The organism is Sphingopyxis sp. LARHCG72 (assembly GCF_052871675.1).
Genome location: NZ_JBIXJU010000002.1, coordinates 218,976 through 235,226 on the forward strand (window position 1 = coordinate 218,976; position 16,251 = coordinate 235,226).

A 16,251-nucleotide genomic window follows, 5' to 3' on the forward strand; every position below is an offset into this window, starting at 1 on the left:
CCAGTGCCGCACATGGTGTCAGCGGCAGGGTGTCCGACTAAGTCGCTCCTGACGAAGACGCTTCGAGAAAGTGGCGCTGCCTATGACAGCGGCGCGGGCAATGAAATCGATTATCTGCCACAGGTTATTGTCTGTCGGGGCTGCAATTCCAGTTTCTCACACGACGAGAACTACCTTCTCTGCGTGCTTCATTGTCATCGCTCCGGGTGAAGGAAAGTGCATGACAAGTCTCATTTCTGGTAAGACATATTTCACGAGGTCCCGAGCGCGGGAGGCGGCGGGAAAACGAGATGGACCGTCGTCCCGTCTTCCGAGGTTTGGAAATCGGGCACGATGCCGTCCCGCTCGCAAAGCCTCCGGACAATTCCGAGTCCGAGACCATGGCCGGCGCTGGCATCGCCCTTGACGAAGGCAACTTCCTCGGTCGCGATCACTTCGTCGGCGATTCCCGGGCCATCGTCGACGATCGAGAGGCGACCGTTGGCGAAGGAAATGGCGAGACGCCCGCCGCGCGCGTGCTGAAAGGCATTGCCGATCAGGTTGGCGAGGATCAGCGCGAGCCCGGTTGAGCCGGCTAGTACCGTCGTGCCCGCCGGAACAGCGATCTCGACATCATAGGCGCTGCCATCGAAGCGGTCGCTGGCATCGAGGAGCGCGCTTTCGATGAGCGGAAGCAATTCGACAGGCTTCCGCTCGGTGACCGCCCGTTCTTCCCGTGCGAGCGCGAACAGCAAGTCGATCGTGCGTTCCATGTCCTGCGCAGCGGCGGCGATACGCCGTATCGTACGCGCGGCGGGTGGTGCGAGTTCGCTTCGGGTCTCGAGGAGTTCGGCGGAACTGCGGACCACCGCCAGCGGCGTGCGCAGTTCGTGGCTGACGTCGCGTGTGAATGCGCTCTCGCGTTCGACGAAAGCACGAATAGTTTCGAAGGCCTGCTCAAGCGAACGGGCGAGCGTGCCGATCTCGTTATCAGGAAAATCCGATGCCGCGATACGTGGCACTTCGTTGGGCCCTCTTTCCGAGACCTTCGCGGCAAGTCGGGTGAGGGGTGCGGTTGCGCGCACGGCGAGCCAGTAGCCGATCCCTCCGGCGATGAGGAGGATTGCAAGCGACCAGGCACCGAGGAACCGCAATATCTCGCCGCGGATCGGGCGGACGACGAGGTGGCGGCTGACTTCGGCAACAGCGAAGGCTCGTCCGCCGCCGCGCGGAAGCGTGAAGCGCTCGACATGATAGTAGCGGCCCTCGGTCCCGAAATATTCGCGTTGTCGCGGTGCGCGCGCGAAGGCGGCCCGAAGATCGGACGGAAATTGTCGCGGCGTCCGGTACAGCGCGAGATAGTCGCGCGCGGGCCGGCTGAAGGTCTGGTTGCGCTGCCAATGCGCCTGCTGAAAGGCGATCTCGTCGCGGAGCGTGTCCTCGAACAGGCTGTCCTCGACTGCATAGGCAATGAGAAAGCCGAAAAAGCCAAACAGGAGGCAGATGATGGCAACCGTGGCCAGAAAGGAGGTGACGATCCGGCGGCGCAGGCTGGTCGCACGCTTGGTCATGCGTCGATGGCCAGCCGGAAGCCGACCCCATGGACCGTCCTCAGGATCGCATCGGCGAACGGCTTGTCGAGGATTTGGCGCAGCAAGTGGATATGGCTGCGCAACGCGTCGGAATCGGGCGGATCGTCGCCCCAGACGCCGCGGCTGAGCTCGAATCGCGGGAGCGTCCGCGGATGCGCCTCGGCGATCATCAGCAATATCCGGTAGCTCACGGGCGTGAGGCGGAGCGCCGTGCCCTCGCGCCGCACGGCGGCCTGGCGGCGATCGATTTCGAGCGGGCCGAGCCGGAGGACATGATCGGTGCCGAGCCGGTGGCGCTGCGCGAGCGCCGCGCACCGCGCCGCGAGCTCGGCAAGGGCGAAGGGCTTGGTCAGATAGTCGTCGGCGCCCGCTTCGAAGCCGCGCAACTTGTCATCGAGCGTATCGCGCGCGGTCAGCATCAGCACCGGCGTGTGGCGGCTGGCGCGCTCGCGCAGCGCGCGGCACAGCGCGATGCCGTCGATGTGCGGCAATGCGACGTCGAGGATGACGAGATCGAACGGATGGTCGAGCGCGAGCCGCAAGCCCGCGCGGCCATCGACCGCGAAATCGAGCCGATGGCCGAGCGGTTCGAGATAGTCGGCGATATTCCGCGCGAGGGCGTCATTGTCCTCGACCAGCAATATGTCGAGGCCCGGCCGCACCGGCATGGTCACTCCGCGAGATCCGTCAGCATCGCCCGGGCTTCCTTCATATCGGGCTGGCGCGCCAGAAGTTTTTTGAGGCGCTGGCGTGCGGAGTTCGTTTGCCCCGTGCGTTGCTCGGCGTCGGCCATCGCGAGTTGCAGCTTCGGATGCGCGAAATGCGGCTCGGCGAGGGCCATGATCGCCAGCGCATTGGCAAGGGTGTCAGGCTCCGCCGCGGGGACCTGCGTCAGCGAATAGCCGTACATGGCGATGAGCGGCATGTCATATTGGCCGGGGTTCGCGGTCAGTTCGCGTTCGACTGCCTCGGTTTCCCCGGCGAGGAAGCGGGCGACCAGCAGCAGGCTGCGCTCGTCGGTCCAGGTGGCGCGCGATGCAGGCTGTTTTTTCATCGCGCGGATGACCGCATCCGCGGCGAGCGAGGTGGAAAAGGGGTTCTGGCCCGTCACGATGCGATCGCCGGACTGGACGAAGGGCAGCATGATCGCGGCTTCGGCATAGCGGCTGCCTTCGGCGCGCAGCGCGTCTTCGAGCAGGAAAGGGAAGTCCTTCGACCATCGCTTGCCGAACAGCGCTTCCTCCTCGTTGGTGAAACCCGTAGCAGCGACGCCGGCGAGCAGCGGCGTGCCGTCGCGGCGCTTGACGCCGACCAGCGCGGCCGGGCCGTGGCACACCGCGCCGATCACCCGGCCGGCGGCATGGCTGTCCGCGAGAAGCTTCCTGAGTGCGGTGTCGCGCGGCAGATCGAACATCGCCCCCTTGCCGCCGACGATGAAGATCGCCGCATGGTCGCCGGCCCGGATCGTCCCGGTGGGGCGCGTGGCGGACAGCGCCGCCATCGCCTTGGCGTCGGCGAGCACCCGGGCGTTATAGGGTTTGGCCGGATCATATTCGTCGGCCTCGACCCGCCCGCCCCGCGGACTCGCGACCTCGACCTCCAGCCCGTTATCGCGGAACACAGCATAGGCTTGTGCGAACTCGTCGAACTCGAAGCCGGGCCGCGTCTTGCCGCCATCGGCGCCATGACCGCTCACGACAATAAGGACCTTCTCGGCCGGGGCGGCGAGGGCGGGCGGACTGGTGGCGAGCCCGATCGCGAGCAGGATGGCGGGAAGGAAACGGCGCATGCTCTTTCTCCATATGGGCGAGGTTGGCGGGCACCTAGCCCGCCGTGCGTCAAGCCGATGTCAAAGCTGCCGCCCATCGGATTTGACACTCGTTTGACATGCGGTGGTCTAAGGCGAGGTGTCCCCCTCCTGCCGAACGTTTCCGATGTCCCGCCTTTCACTCGTCTGCCTGTCGCTTTTCCTGATGTTCGCCGTGCCCGCGACGGCCGGCGGCATGGCCCCCGTCTCCGCGGCCGAGCTGCAGAAACTGCTAGCATCGCAGCATCTGGCAGGCGCGACATGGAGCCTGGTCGACGGCGATGATGTCCAGACCGGCGCCGCGGGCGTCCGCGACATGGCGCGCGGCGCCGCGATGCGCGCCGGCGACCGCGTCCATATCGGCTCGATCACCAAGACGCTCGTCGCGCTCGGCCTGTTGCGCCTCGCGAGCGAGGGGCGCGTCGATCTCGATGCGCCCGTATCGGCGGTGATCCCCGAGCTTCGTTTCCGCAACCCGTGGCAAAAGACCGACCCCGTGCGCATCCGACACCTGCTCGACCATAGCAGCGGGCTCGAGGACGCGCGGCTCTGGCAGATGTTCAGCACGCGGGTGTCGCCCGACGACCCGCTGATTGCCGCCTTCACGCGCGACCCGTCGGTGCTCGAAATCCGCACCCGCCCAGGCGAGCGCACATCCTATTCGAACATGGGATATGCTCTTGCCGGTCTTGTGATCGACCGCGTGACCGGCGTCCGCTACGAACGCTGGCTCGACGCGCATCTGCTCGGTCCGCTTGGCATGGCGGACAGCAGCTTCGGCTTCGTCAGTCAGCTTGGCTCCGGGCGCGATGCGCGCCTTGCGTGGGGGCATCACGACGACCTGACCCCGGCGGCGGCGATGCCGATCGCACTGCGTCCGGCGGGCCAGTTTACGACGACCGCGCGCGACATGGCGATCCTCGCGCGCTTCCTGATGAGCGACGGGCGCGTCGGCGGCGCGCCATTCGTCCGTGCCGACCTGCTCCGCGCGATGGGGCGCCCCACCGGGACAGCGGCCGCGCGGGCGGGGCTCGGTACCGGCTATGCGCTGGGGCTCGCGCGGCGCGACCGGCACGGCGCGGCGGGATTGTGCCACGGTGGCAATATCGTCGGTTATCGCGCCATGCTCTGCCTCTATCCCGCGCAGCGCAAGGCATTCTTCGTGTCGGTCAACACCGACAGCGAGAGAGCCGATTATGCGCGGATCGACGCGACGCTGGCGGAGGCGCTGCGCCTGCGCCCGGCGATGCCCTTCGCCCCTGCGGAAGCTTCGATGGATCCTTCGCCCTGGCTCGGCAGATATGTGCCCGCCCCGAGCCGCTTCGCAATCCAGAGCTATCCCGATCTCCTGACCGGCGGCTTCTCGCTGACTTCGCACAGCGACGGCCTTGCGCTCACGCCTTTCATGGGCAGCGCGGTCGGTCTCGCTCCCGCCGGCGGCCATCTGCTCCGCGCCGACGGACGCGTGGCACCATCGCACGTCCTGTTGCGCGATGCGGACGGGACGCCGATGCTGAGCGACGGAATGCGAAGCTTCCGGCTGATCGGCACGGCCGAACTGACCTTGCTGTGGCTGGTGCTCGGACTCGGCGTGGCCGGGCTCCTCTATTTTCTGCTCGTGGCGCCGATCCTGGCATGGCGACATGGCCGCGCGGTGATCGGGCCGGGAACCGGAGGCGTGCTGGGACTCGCGGGCGCGGCGCTTGTCTTCCAGCGCCAGTCTTTCGCCAGTCTCGGCGATGCGAGCTTCGCGAATTTGGCGCTCGCCGTCGCGACAATTCTGCTTCCGCTCGCCATGGCGTGGCAGGCGATCGCTGCGATCGCTGCGCGGCACGTGCATTGGCGCCCGACCTTGACCGCCAGCCTCGCAGTGCTGGCACTTTGTGCGACGCTCGCCGTGCATGGGCTGATGCCGCTCATGCTGTGGCGCTAGCCGGGAGGGATCGATCTTGACCTTGTCACGATGGCAAGCCGCACCACGGCCTTCGGCAAAACTTTCCGGCTGTGACGCGGTGCACAGAATGTCCCGGCGATTTTCGTATCCGTTTGAAACAGCTAAATATTTGGAGCAGATATCATGAAAAGCACCCTTCTTTCCCTGACTGCTTTGCTGATCGTTTCGACGCCGGCAGCCGCGAAGACACAGCCTGCCGAGCCGCCGGCGCCCGCGGCGCAAACCGCGGCCAAGCCGGGTCCCAAGGTCCATGTCTCGGAAGCGGTCGACACGAGCGAATGCATGTCGGTCGCGTCGAAGAAGAGCGGGCTCGGTGGGCTCGTTGGCGGCATCGTCGGTCTTGTCGCGGGCGACGCCACCGTCGCGATGGCGGGCGCCGCGGCGGGCAGTATCGCGGCCGACAAGATCGATCGCAAATCGGGCTGCGCGCCGAAGGCGACGATCGCCGGCGAGGAAGGCGCGAATAAGGAAGGAGGAAAGAAATGATCCGGCCTTTTCCCTATACCGCTCCACGCGGCAGATCACGGCTTTTTCTGGCCGGCATCGCGACGGTGGCGGGCGCGGCGCTTTTCCTCCTGGCGCGGCCCGAGCCTGTGCTTGCCGAGAATGGCTGTCCCTTCGGTCATATGCCGGTCCAGGAAAGCTACCAGCAGAACGGAAACACCTATCAGCGCGTGATCTGCGTGCCCGGCGGCAGCGAACAGGCCGCGGCGGCGGGGCCGGCAGCCCCGCCGCCGCCCAAATTTACCGTCGACAAGGCATTTGGTGCGCTCGCCTACGACAGCGCCAATGCGAGCTGGTCGACCGGCAATTATTATCGCTCGGAGAAAAAGGCCGCGGCAGGCGCGCTTGCGCATTGCCGCGAAGTCGCGGGAAGCAATTGTTCGCTGATGCTCAGCTATTCGAACCAGTGCGCCGCGGTAGCGCGCGCAGTGAGCAAGGGGGCCGCGGTTCCGGGAAGCGACAGCGCGAACACCGGCACTTCGAAGGAAGAGGCCGAAGCCAATGCGGTCAAGGCCTGCCGCAGCGACGGGAGCACGAATAGCTGCACCGTCATCCTGTCCGATTGCAGCCATCACAGCGTCCGTCAGGTCCAGTGATGACGAGTGCGGAACGGATAGGGCCGATGGAGAATCACATGAAGAAAATCGGGCTGGCCTGGGCGGTCTTGATAACGGGCCTGTCGTCGCCCGCCGCGGCGGGCGACTGGTGGCTGGTCCATAGCGGCGGTACGAAACCGGCTCGCGTGTCGGTCGCGGTCGAGGAGAGCAGCATCCGGCCGGTCCCTTTCGCCGATAATATGTACACGCTCGAGAGCATCGTCGTTCTCGAGGGCACGAAGCAGCCGGCATGGGTCACCTCGAATGTGACGGTCGATTGCAACGCCCAAAAGATCAAGGAAGAGCTGATCCAGGTCACGCCGCGCGGCGGCGCCCTCCAGCGCGCGCCCAACCGTCCGTTCCGCGCGTTCGAGGACGAAGCCGACGCCAGGGTCGCAGCCTTCGCCTGTTCGATGGGGTCGGCGAGCGAAGCGGCGCGCGTCGCGATGCGCAAGGAAATGGCGGGCGGCATCCGCTATCTCGGCGATCTCACGATCATCGGGGTCGAGGAGCGGGTCTGGGCTTCGCTCTGGGCCGACGGCAAGCGTCCGGCCGATACCAATGTCCGCTCGATCGAGGAGCAGGAACGCGTTCTGGCAGATATCGCCGAACGGCGGAAGCGTGCGCTGGGCGAGGCCGGAGCCGTGGCCGATCGCGTCATGGCGACCGAGGCGGCCGAACGCGAGGAGAGAGACCGGTTCGCGGCGCGCGAGAAGCGCGAGCCGGTGCCTGTCCGCCGCAGCCTCGAACCGTGGATCGGACATCGCGATACCGAACTGGTGAGCCGTTGGGGCACGCCGACGCGCTACGAGGACGAGGGGCCCCGGCGTCTCGTCCATTATTATAGGACGAGCGCTGTCGCGGGTCCCGATCCCTCCGGAGGCTGCGGCGCGGGCAATATGCATGTGCCCGATCCGAACTCGAAAAACGGCGGCATGATGTGTGTCGGGGGCGGACCGGCCCGATCGGACACCGCGATCGATTGTACCGCGAGCTTCGAGGTCCGCGGCGGCACGATCGTCGACTATTTCACAAGAGGCAGCTGCGCCGCGGTACTGGGCCGGTGAGGCTGATGGACAGGCCAGCCAATCCTTTGCAACGCCGTCCCCATCTCCGTCCCGAATGCCTGCAGGATGCCGAATTTGCGCTCTGACTGTCGCATTGCCTTTCGCTTCACGAGTCTCATCCTTTCGGTCGTGGCCGCCGCTGCGGCGCCCGCTTTTGGGGAAATATCTCAGGAATCGTCGGTAATGCAGGTGCCGCCGGTCGAGGAAGAACGATCGCCGTCGGAAAAGCTGGAACTGGCAACCCGCAACCTCTTCGAACTGCTCGCGCATCCTGACCCAAGATATCAGCCTTTCGTCCATTTTACGGAGCGCACTCGCCTGTTCTTTGTCGTCACGCAACCCGGCGGTCTTGCCGAGGCGAAAATGTTCGAAGGGGAACCGGCGCGCCGCTCGCTTACCGAGATGTTCGGCCCGAAGCCGGATATTTCCTTCTCATTCGGCCAGCCGGAGGTCGACGTCGACGGCGCGTTCGGCCGCGCCCGACTGAGAATCATGGTAAAAGGAGGGGCTAGGGCCCCCGATTGCGGATTTGCCTATGTCGATGCGGTGCTCGCACCGCCCGGAAAATGGGCGCGAGTGGCTACGCAAGGGCAATGGCAGTTCACGCAGGTCGCCGTCTCGTTCGAAAAAATCAGTCCCAAGTCATGCCCGTCCTGACCGCTGGTCCGAGCCGGGGACGCGCCATGGGCACGCGCCGCGATAGCAATCGAAATGGAGATCGACACATGTTTAGCACAGTAACAACACGCAAGATCGGGCAGCTTCTTGCCATCGCACTGGCCTGGTGCCTCTGGCCGATATCGGCCGAGGCGCAGGTCTATCCCTGCAGCGGGCAGGGACCAGGCCCCGGAGAAAGGGCGGTCGGGTCGGCCCCGCCTCCGCCCAATTCGCCGCAGGGAACCCCGCCCTTGCTGCTGTGCACGCGCGACGGCGGCGGCACGCCGGCACCGTACCCCTCGGGCCCGACAAACAGCCATGCTGCGATCGGCTGGCATCCCGACGTCGCCGACATCTGGGTGGACGGCAATTACGTCAACGGTGACTGGGCCCCCAAGAAGGAGGTGGTCTGGATGTGCAACAACATGATGGGCGCGCTGGGTGCCGGCTGCGAGGTCGCCACCTCATGGTCGAATTCATCGATGACCGTCTTTCGCGACAGGGAAGGCTATTTCTACACCGGGTGGAACGGCGAGGGCGGGGCGGACCGAAAGCGGGTTCTTGCCGAATGCTCGGCCAAGCAATTGTTGCCCTGCGAGGTCTTTGCGACCGTTCGCTCCAGCTCAGGCAAAAAGGAGCCCAAGTCCGGCGCGCGAAAGCTGTATGCGGCGGCAGCGGCCGTAAAGGGCCCCGATGGCTATGACGGCAGGCTCTATATCGTAAGCGGATTTCAAACGGCGAGCGGCGTATCCGCCGCTGCCCAAAAAGCCTGCTCCGATATGGCAAAGCGTCCGTGCGAGACCCGGGCGCTGTCCGGTAACGGATTTATTCAGGCGTATCGACTGAACGATAATGACGACCGGGCGACCGCCGAGACCTCGGCCAAGCGCGCGAAGCAAGCGGCGGAGCTCGACTGCAAGCAACAGCGTGCGACGTGCAAGCTGCAGGCTTCGTTCGACAGTCGCAAGCCCGGGCTGTTCGTTCACGACTTCGCGACCGGATATACGCACAAATAACCGGGTCATCTTTCACTTCCACATTTTGACATTCATCTTGAAAAGGAGATGTTCGATGCGTTTTTTACAATGTGTCGCGATTGCCGGACTCGTAACCAGCCTTGGCATCACCGGCATCGCACCCGCCTCTGCCCAGTTGATCGACGCCGGCCAGCAGGCAATGATCATGCATCAGGGCAATTTGCTGGAACAGCAGACCGCGCCGAATCGAGGCAAGTCGGCCAAAGGCAAGTCCACAAGACGCGGGGCGACTGTCAAATCGACACGGTCCCATCAACGCGCATGCGCCGCACGCTATCGTAGCTATGACTCTCGAACCGACACATTTTTGGCGCGCCCGGGCGTTCGATTGCGCTGCAAGCTCTAGACAGCAAGGCGATCCTCGCGATGCAGCATAGTGCTTCCCCGGAGTTGGCTGCATCGAGTTCGTGCGCATTGCCGGCAGTTTGACTACGCCGCCGGATTCCGGCGGCGTGGTCATCGATTGTCATGCCCACCGCCGACCAGGCAGGGAAGTCCGCGGGCTCCATTCCGGCTGTCCCGGCGGACTGAATTGGATCATTCGGGATTCGCCGCGATCCAGTCCTGTGCGGCGGGATATCCCTGTTCCGCCGCGATGCCGATAAGACGCCGCCCTTCGACCGGATCCCGGGCTCCGCACTGCGTGCCGGCGATGAGGCAGGTGCCGATCCGGAAGTGCGCTTCGGGGTTTCCGCCGGCTGCGGCCTGGCGATAGAGCGTGATTGCCAGCGCCGGATTGCGCGTGACGCCTAGGCCTTTTTCATGGAGGATGCCAAGCCTGACCTGCGCATTCGCATAACCCTGATCGGCGGCGCGCCGATACCAACGGGCCGCTTCGGCGTGATTCTGTGCGATACCGAGGCCCTTTTCATAAATCAGTCCAAGGCCAGTCTGACCATCGAGGCTCCCTTGGTCGGCGGCGAGCCGGAACAGACGCGCCGCCTGCTTATAATCCTTAACGACGCCGTTGCCTTCCAGATACATGATTCCCAGATTTGCCTGTCCATTCGGATCGCCGTGGCTCGCTGCGCGTCGAAAAAGCTCCGCTGCCGCGGGATAATCAAGGGGCACGCCGGAACCGGCGACATGAAGAAAGCCAAGGCCAACCTCTCCCACGGGGTTCTCCTGATCAGCCGCAAGCCGGAACCAGCGAGCCGCCTCGGCGTGATCCCGATCGACGCCAATGCCAACCAGGTAAAGTCCGCCCAGATTTGCCTGTCCCGTCGGGTCCTTCTGGTCGGCCGCGAGTCTGATCAGGCGTAGCGCTTCGCCGAAATCCTGCGGCACGCCACGGCCTTGTGCGTAGAGATTGCCGAGGTTTGCTTGTGCCCGGCCATAGCCTCGTTCGGCGGCAAGCCGGTACAGACGCGCCGCCTCGGCATAGTCTTGATCCACACCCCGGCCGTCGGCGTAAAGATTGCCGAGATCCACTTGAGCGGATACGCTTCCCTGTGCGGCGGCGAGCCGGTAGAGCCGCACAGCCTCGTCATAGTTCTGGATAACGCCTCGGCCTTTCTCATAGGCATAGCCAAGTTTCGATTGCCCGATTCCGCTCCCCTGGTCGGCCGCGAGCCGATATAGCCGAACGGCTTCGGTGTCGCTCCGCGCAACCCCCGTGCCATTCGCATAGAGGCTACCCAAAAAGACCTGGGCGAAGGCATTCCGCCGATCGGCAGCCAGCCGCAGCCAGCGCACGGCTTCGGCGTCGTCGCGCGCTCCGCCGACACCTGCACTGTGGAAATACCCCAATATCGCCTGCGCGCGGATGTCGCCCGCTTCGGCGGCGGCGCGGTAGCTGGCGACAGGCGCACGATTTCCAAGGTCGGCAAGAAATACGCTGTCGGGGAGCGACCACTCTCTGGTTGTGATGCCATCCAGCACACGTAATGCAGGCAGTGGGTCAGTCGCTTCCGTCTGGACAGGGATCGTCTGGGCAGCGGCAACATTCCAATTGCAGGCAATGGCAACCGCAAGGAGCGCCGCGCCTGACCGCCGTATCATTGGGTTCTTTCCTTGGTCTCTTCGGCCTCAAACTGTCGTCCGGTCCTGAAAACACCCGATCCTTTGTCACGATGTGCCGCAATGAAGACATCGATGTCGTTCAGCGACTGCGTTCGTCCGGTCAGGAAGCGGCCGTCGATGTCCCAGAACCCGAAGTCGAGATCACTGCATGAGAGCGACCACCGTCCGACCAGCAGCGGAATATAGCGCCCCGGCCGTTCGCCCTTGAGCCAGACCACGCCCGCGAACACGAGGTCGTCCGTTCCGTTCAGGAATTTGGCTTCGCGCTTCCGCCAATAGTCGTAATGCGCTCCCGAGCGCGCGATGCGCGCCGGCTGCATGTCGCGGTTCCGGGGAAAGTCGCGCGCCGCGGGATCGAACATAAATTGTCGGCTGCGGTGGGCGCAGGCTTCGGCCTGCCCTGCTCCGAGAGCCGCCGCGGCGCCCAGAACCAGCGTGAGACGGTTGATCCCGAACATTGCTTGCGATCCTTTCGCGATGTCGCTCGGCGGCTCCTCAATCGGCGGGTTTGCCCGCCCTGAACGGAGAGTCGGCCGGATTGCGCACATCTTTCGCGAGCGCCCAGCATCCGTCGGACCGGCGCTTGAAGGTGAGGCTGCCGGGCTGGCCGAGCCGCTCGATCACCTCTCCCAGGCCATCGCCTTCGTCGTCACCCGTGAAGGTCGCCCGGATCCAGTCGACGACCGCCGCGCCGTCCGCCAGGCGGCGCGTATCGATATCGAGATATTGCGGCACCGGAGGCGGGCCGTCGTCGCCCGGATCGCCGAAGCTGCCGGGCACGATATAGTTCCAGTCGAGCGCTTCGATGGGAAAATCATCATAATCATCGCGCGCGACAAGACTCGACCGGCCGTCTCTGATCACCTCGATCTGATCGGCCATGAAATGGCTGCGGATTTGCGGCGCGCGCACGAAGAGATGCACGAACTCGCCGAACTCGTCCGCCTTGCAGGCGCGTTGCACCTCGGCGAGCATTTCGCGATCGACAGGCTCCGCGGCCACGGCCGGTGCTGGCCGCGATGCCGCGGGCGCCGCCGCGGCTGCCACGTCATGGATCGTCCCGGTTCCGGCATCCGCTTCGGAGGCATTCCCGGTCGCGCCGCAAGCGGAAACAAGCAGGACGGCGGCCAATGCGGTCAGAGGCATCGTCCGCCCCCTGCAGAATTTCGGCTTCGGTCGGTTGTCATTGCTGGTCATTTTTCCTCCACGGAACATTCGGTTCGGTCTCCGTAAAAATCGAATCTATTCAGAGATATAAGTGAGTCTCATTCATACTTCAGCCCGGTATCGGGCCGATGGGCCAGGTGCCGAAGGAATCGGTCATCTCTTCCGCTTCGGACGGACACATCTCCGACAGGGTAAAGGCCTTTTCGCCACGTACGTACCATTCGGCGGTGCGGCTGTTCCGATCGACGGGCTGGGAGTAGCAAACCGCCGCGACGCTCCCGTCCGCCGCGATGAGGAGTCCCCAGTTGACGTCGCCGCCGCTCGCGGCTTCGAAGCCCCGCGCATAAAGCCGGTCGTCGCCCACCCTGATCAGCGGCGTGACGACAGCGTCCGTTTCCCGCAGCAGTTCCTTTGCGTCGGCCGGCGCGCCCGAGGCTTCGATTGCGGCCCGAACCTTCGGATGATCGAGAAACGCAACCCCGCCGACCTTGTCATGAACATATTTGCCGACATAGGCAGCAAGGGGAGGCACATCATCTCCGGGCTCTGCCTGCGATGCGCACGCCATGGGCAGGAGAAGGGCAAGGACGCCGCATGTGCGGATGATCGAATGTCGCATCGGATAACTCCCTTAAAGACTCAACGGATTGCCGGGGACCAGCCGGCCTTGCAACGTGACGAGATCGTCGAGCCCCTCGCCATGATCTTCGGCCGAGAGCCGGAGAGTCACGATGTCGCCCGCGAGCGAGACTTGCGCACAGTCGGACCCAGACGGGGTCCTGTTTTCTGTGGCGCCGATGATGCACAGAGTCCCCCGATCACCGAGCGACCATTTGACCGTCTCGGTCTTGCGAGGCGGTCCCGCGTCATAAGAGACGGCGGTGCCGTCGCCGCGCAAGTGGAGTGCGGTCTCGCCCGGCATCCCTTCGGCCCGGATGATCACCGTATTGTCCACGAGCGCATCGATCGCCGATTGTCCTCCGATCATGTCGGGGATGGGGGTGGCCGGTTGCGCGGCCAGCTCGGCTACGATTTCCCCGAACCTGGCATCGGACAGGATCAACGTGACATAGTCGAGCTCGCCTTCGGCGCTCGTGCCGATCAGCTGGACAAGGGATTCGGGTACATGCAGCGCCGGCAAAACCCCGAGAGCCTGAAAAGCGCGATCGAGCCGCGCGAGGCGCACCGCCGGCGTAGGTCCGGCGACGTCTGCAAACGCGACGATGTCGGAGTGTTTTTGCGGGCCCACCACCGGTCCCATGATGCCGATAAAAATCTCCTCATGGCCGACGCCTGCCGGCCAAGATGCCAGCAGCCTGGAGCCTGCCAGGACCGGGATCGTGCCGCGCTGCGCCGCAACCATCGCCCCGGAGCCCAACGTCGCGCCATCGCTGAGAGGTCTGAGCCTGATTGACGGACCTTTCCGGTTGGGGGCAGAAGCGCCGACCGAACCGATCCGCCATATGCCTTGGCCGCAGCGATGCACCTCGCCGCGGGCATGATCGACGATGATATCGGCAAAGCGCGGATCGCTCGAACGGACGGAAATCCCGTTACCACGATATTCGAAGCGGCCGGTCATGACGGCTCCGTCCTTCGTGTCAGTCTCCGCCGACGCTTCGGAGAACAGAGCCCGAGGCATGATAGCCACTGTTTCGATCGCCAGCGGCTCTCCGACGCTCCGCTCGATCGCGGCGCAATCGGGCTCGCCCGCGGTCAGCGCCGCCGCCATCAGCAAGATGCTCAACACCTCGTTTCCCTTGTTCTGAACCGCGAACGCATCCTATTCACCCCACGGCGAATAGGGGCGGGTGCAATGCTTCACGAAATCCGCGACCGCCTTCGCGCCTTTGGGGCTCGCGGCCATATCGGTCGTCATGTCTTTCGCTGTCATCCGAAGCCATCCGTTCGCGGCGAAGGCGGTGACGAGGGGGGCGTCGCCCGCGATCTCCTCGGAAACAAAATGGGGCATCTCGGGGATTTCGGTCGGGCGCGTCTCGCCTTTCAGTTGCAGCGTCTGGTCTCCCGAGGTCAGCGTCAGCTTCGCAAGATCGGCCGGACCGCCGCTGATTTCCGCGAACAGCCTCGAGCTTCCCTCTTCGCAGGTGATCGTGAGCGGCTGCCTGTCCGTATCGCTAACCTCATAGGCGAGGGTGGCCGGGCGGGTCCGGATGCTCTCGTCGATCCTGAGATGCCAGTCATAGCCAGGCGTGGGAGATGGCTTGTCGGTCACGTCGCGGGGCATCGGCTGCGACGCGGCGGGCTGCTGTCTCGTTACCCGCGCGTCGTTATCGGCTTGCGCTGCCTCGACGTCCTCGGCGCTGCATCCGGCAATGCCGAGCGCCGAAAAAGCCAGTGCGGCGGCCAGGGTCTTCATCATATCTGTCTCCATATCGGTTGATGGCCGTTTCTCGTGCGCCCTCGCCGGGCGTCAGTTTCCATATTCGCGCCCGATCTCGAAATAGCCGATCAGGTCGTTGTCGGGGCCGCCAACGCTTTCCAGCGCCGCCACGGCGAAGCAGCGATGCGACTTGTCGTCGAGGCACCAGAGCGTGGCCGAAACACGGCTGCCCGATTGAGAATCGGCGATCGCCGCCTCGAACGCCGCGCCATGGTGCCGCTTCAGGAAGGCGCCCGGACGTCCCGCCACGCCAAATCCCGAACGCGCGTCGCGCTCTTTGAAATAGCGCTCCGCGCCGATCCGGTAACGACCCTCCAGGCGGGCGTTCAGGACTTCGACCATCCGCGTGCGATCGGCGGCGCGCGGCGTGATGCGCCTGCCATCGGGGGGAGGCAAATCCGCAAGGACGGGCGGAGCCTTGCCCTCGGAATGGGCAGGCTGTCCGGCGCTGCAGGGTTGCCCTGCTGCCACGACGTCGGGCACCTTCCGGAGCTCGAAATAGCTCAGGAGATGCTTGCGCCCCGGCAGTGCATTTTCTAGCGCAGCGAGTGCGATGAGCCTCCCCGGAGCATCCCGCACCGCCCATGTCGCAATGAGGTCGTAGCCGGGGCTGTATCCGTCGGGCAGGACGCGATAGCCTTGCAGAAGCGGCTCGATGTCGCCGCCGGCCGCCTTGCCGATTGCTGCCCATTGGAGGTCACGCGCCGGAAGCGCGATCGATCGCTGGCCGGCGATACAATAGCTGCCCGACAGATAGTCGCTCACGGTGCTCGCAAGCGCCCGTTGTTCGTCCCCGAAGGACTGTGCGGAAAGATCGGGGCCGAAACGCTCCGGCAGCGCGTCCAGCATGGTCTGATCAGTAACATCGGCCAGCACCGGCTGACCGACCGCCATCGTCATTGCGGTCATCAGCGATGTCACTGCGAACCGCCACCGCGCCCCGACGCCGTCCGCCATCACCCCGGCTCGCTCAAATCCGCGGCCTGGCTGTCCCGACTTCCTGCCTGCCGCGCCTATTTGAGTACCTGACGGAACCGAAACGATCGGTGACGGCATCAGGTGCAAGAGGATGTGCTTCATATCACCGGCTTCAATATAGTGGATGTTTCAAGGAGATAAGGCCGCGGTGACCATGCTCTGTGTCCCTGATCACACAATATTCGATTTTCTTCGGATGCTGGGGGCGCGGTGCGGCATGAAAGGTCATATGATCGGGATCGCGATCCCCGCTCTGGACCGCGATATGTGAAACAGATGTCAAATCCGGGCAACGAGCCGATCCGTAGTGATGTATGCTTTCCAGCCCTGTATGGCTAAATGTGGACGGTCCCAAATCACCCAATTCTCGCGGTTTTGCTCCTATGCGCTGCCGGCCAGCCATCGGCCGATTCTCCGCTCGCGGAGTCAGTGATTTCCAAAATGGTGAAACGGCGGCTTTGGGGCGGGAAGCGGACTGCCTGCATTCAGG

Annotated in this window: 17 protein-coding genes; 7 read left to right on the forward strand and 10 right to left on the reverse strand. The window is 64.7% G+C overall.

Going from position 1 to position 16,251, the window contains the following annotated elements; all coding sequences use genetic code 11:
• Positions 1-251: 251 nt before the first annotated feature.
• Genes ACIPPQ_RS06225 through ACIPPQ_RS06235 form a run of 3 tightly spaced genes read right to left on the reverse strand, consistent with a single transcriptional unit; the run spans position 252 to position 3,360 of the window.
• Positions 252-1,550, reverse strand: coding sequence for a sensor histidine kinase (locus ACIPPQ_RS06225; RefSeq protein ID WP_446543290.1), 1,299 nt, complete (start codon positions 1,548-1,550; stop codon positions 252-254).
• Positions 1,547-2,239, reverse strand: a complete 693-nt coding sequence (locus ACIPPQ_RS06230) for a response regulator transcription factor (protein WP_446543524.1) — start codon at positions 2,237-2,239, stop codon at positions 1,547-1,549. Before ACIPPQ_RS06230 ends, ACIPPQ_RS06225 begins: the two co-directional genes overlap by 4 nt.
• A 2-nt stretch (positions 2,240-2,241) precedes the next feature.
• A complete protein-coding gene (locus ACIPPQ_RS06235; protein WP_446543291.1) occupies positions 2,242-3,360 on the reverse strand; it encodes a type 1 glutamine amidotransferase domain-containing protein in 1,119 nt (372 codons plus the stop codon).
• Positions 3,361-3,505: 145 nt separating this feature from the next.
• Here ACIPPQ_RS06235 and ACIPPQ_RS06240 point away from each other — a divergent pair, with 145 nt between their 5' ends.
• The 7 genes from ACIPPQ_RS06240 (at position 3,506) to ACIPPQ_RS06270 (ending at position 9,539) form a co-directional block, all read left to right on the forward strand.
• Entirely contained in the window at positions 3,506-5,311 is a 1,806-nt protein-coding gene (locus ACIPPQ_RS06240) for a serine hydrolase domain-containing protein (protein ID WP_446543292.1), read from the forward strand.
• Between the two features lie 144 nt (positions 5,312-5,455).
• Positions 5,456-5,818: a hypothetical protein gene (locus tag ACIPPQ_RS06245; protein WP_446543293.1), complete on the forward strand. Its 363-nt coding sequence runs from the start codon at positions 5,456-5,458 to the stop codon at positions 5,816-5,818.
• On the forward strand, positions 5,815-6,432 hold the full coding sequence (locus tag ACIPPQ_RS06250; protein ID WP_446543294.1) for a DUF4189 domain-containing protein: 618 nt from the start codon (positions 5,815-5,817) through the stop codon (positions 6,430-6,432). The genes ACIPPQ_RS06245 and ACIPPQ_RS06250 overlap by 4 nt, the downstream gene beginning before the upstream one ends.
• Positions 6,433-6,470: 38 nt before the next feature.
• Entirely contained in the window at positions 6,471-7,499 is a 1,029-nt protein-coding gene (locus ACIPPQ_RS06255; protein ID WP_446543295.1) for a hypothetical protein, read from the forward strand.
• A 183-nt stretch (positions 7,500-7,682) separates the two neighbouring features.
• The gene (locus ACIPPQ_RS06260) at positions 7,683-8,156 is read left to right on the forward strand and encodes a hypothetical protein (protein ID WP_446543296.1); all 474 of its coding nucleotides are present in this window, start codon (positions 7,683-7,685) and stop codon (positions 8,154-8,156) included.
• Positions 8,157-8,224: 68 nt separating this feature from the next.
• A complete protein-coding gene (locus ACIPPQ_RS06265; protein WP_446543297.1) occupies positions 8,225-9,172 on the forward strand; it encodes a hypothetical protein in 948 nt (315 codons plus the stop codon).
• Between the two features lie 55 nt (positions 9,173-9,227).
• On the forward strand, positions 9,228-9,539 hold the full coding sequence (locus ACIPPQ_RS06270) for a BA14K family protein (RefSeq protein WP_446543298.1): 312 nt from the start codon (positions 9,228-9,230) through the stop codon (positions 9,537-9,539).
• A gap of 191 nt (positions 9,540-9,730) precedes the next feature.
• On the opposite strand, the gene ACIPPQ_RS06275 is transcribed toward ACIPPQ_RS06270, so the two are convergent.
• The 7 genes from ACIPPQ_RS06275 to ACIPPQ_RS06305 all read right to left on the reverse strand — a co-directional run bounded on the left by ACIPPQ_RS06275 (position 9,731) and on the right by ACIPPQ_RS06305 (position 15,848).
• Entirely contained in the window at positions 9,731-11,194 is a 1,464-nt protein-coding gene (locus tag ACIPPQ_RS06275) for a tetratricopeptide repeat protein (RefSeq protein ID WP_446543299.1), read from the reverse strand.
• Complete coding sequence (locus ACIPPQ_RS06280; protein ID WP_446543300.1) at positions 11,191-11,673, reverse strand: hypothetical protein; 483 nt, start codon at positions 11,671-11,673, stop codon at positions 11,191-11,193. The genes ACIPPQ_RS06275 and ACIPPQ_RS06280 overlap by 4 nt, the downstream gene beginning before the upstream one ends.
• Positions 11,674-11,710: 37 nt before the next feature.
• Positions 11,711-12,361, reverse strand: coding sequence for a hypothetical protein (locus ACIPPQ_RS06285; protein WP_446543301.1), 651 nt, complete (start codon positions 12,359-12,361; stop codon positions 11,711-11,713).
• A 130-nt stretch (positions 12,362-12,491) separates the two neighbouring features.
• On the reverse strand, positions 12,492-13,001 hold the full coding sequence (locus tag ACIPPQ_RS06290) for a hypothetical protein (RefSeq protein ID WP_446543302.1): 510 nt from the start codon (positions 12,999-13,001) through the stop codon (positions 12,492-12,494).
• 12 nt (positions 13,002-13,013) lie between these two features.
• Complete coding sequence (locus ACIPPQ_RS06295; RefSeq protein WP_446543303.1) at positions 13,014-14,129, reverse strand: hypothetical protein; 1,116 nt, start codon at positions 14,127-14,129, stop codon at positions 13,014-13,016.
• A 36-nt stretch (positions 14,130-14,165) separates the two neighbouring features.
• Complete coding sequence (locus ACIPPQ_RS06300) at positions 14,166-14,762, reverse strand: hypothetical protein (protein WP_015456769.1); 597 nt, start codon at positions 14,760-14,762, stop codon at positions 14,166-14,168.
• Between the two features lie 51 nt (positions 14,763-14,813).
• Entirely contained in the window at positions 14,814-15,848 is a 1,035-nt protein-coding gene (locus ACIPPQ_RS06305) for a hypothetical protein (protein WP_446543304.1), read from the reverse strand.
• Positions 15,849-16,251 lie beyond the last annotated feature (403 nt).

Coding starts and splice junctions, on each gene's coding strand:
- ACIPPQ_RS06225 (WP_446543290.1), bottom strand. CDS start 1,550: ATGACCAAGCGTGCGACCAGCCTGCGCCGCCGGATCGTCACCTCCTTT.
- ACIPPQ_RS06230 (WP_446543524.1), bottom strand. CDS start 2,239: ATGCCGGTGCGGCCGGGCCTCGACATATTGCTGGTCGAGGACAATGAC.
- ACIPPQ_RS06235 (WP_446543291.1), bottom strand. CDS start 3,360: ATGCGCCGTTTCCTTCCCGCCATCCTGCTCGCGATCGGGCTCGCCACC.
- ACIPPQ_RS06240 (WP_446543292.1), top strand. CDS start 3,506: ATGTCCCGCCTTTCACTCGTCTGCCTGTCGCTTTTCCTGATGTTCGCC.
- ACIPPQ_RS06245 (WP_446543293.1), top strand. CDS start 5,456: ATGAAAAGCACCCTTCTTTCCCTGACTGCTTTGCTGATCGTTTCGACG.
- ACIPPQ_RS06250 (WP_446543294.1), top strand. CDS start 5,815: ATGATCCGGCCTTTTCCCTATACCGCTCCACGCGGCAGATCACGGCTT.
- ACIPPQ_RS06255 (WP_446543295.1), top strand. CDS start 6,471: ATGAAGAAAATCGGGCTGGCCTGGGCGGTCTTGATAACGGGCCTGTCG.
- ACIPPQ_RS06260 (WP_446543296.1), top strand. CDS start 7,683: ATGCAGGTGCCGCCGGTCGAGGAAGAACGATCGCCGTCGGAAAAGCTG.
- ACIPPQ_RS06265 (WP_446543297.1), top strand. CDS start 8,225: ATGTTTAGCACAGTAACAACACGCAAGATCGGGCAGCTTCTTGCCATC.
- ACIPPQ_RS06270 (WP_446543298.1), top strand. CDS start 9,228: ATGCGTTTTTTACAATGTGTCGCGATTGCCGGACTCGTAACCAGCCTT.
- ACIPPQ_RS06275 (WP_446543299.1), bottom strand. CDS start 11,194: ATGATACGGCGGTCAGGCGCGGCGCTCCTTGCGGTTGCCATTGCCTGC.
- ACIPPQ_RS06280 (WP_446543300.1), bottom strand. CDS start 11,673: ATGTTCGGGATCAACCGTCTCACGCTGGTTCTGGGCGCCGCGGCGGCT.
- ACIPPQ_RS06285 (WP_446543301.1), bottom strand. CDS start 12,361: ATGCCTCTGACCGCATTGGCCGCCGTCCTGCTTGTTTCCGCTTGCGGC.
- ACIPPQ_RS06290 (WP_446543302.1), bottom strand. CDS start 13,001: ATGCGACATTCGATCATCCGCACATGCGGCGTCCTTGCCCTTCTCCTG.
- ACIPPQ_RS06300 (WP_015456769.1), bottom strand. CDS start 14,762: ATGATGAAGACCCTGGCCGCCGCACTGGCTTTTTCGGCGCTCGGCATT.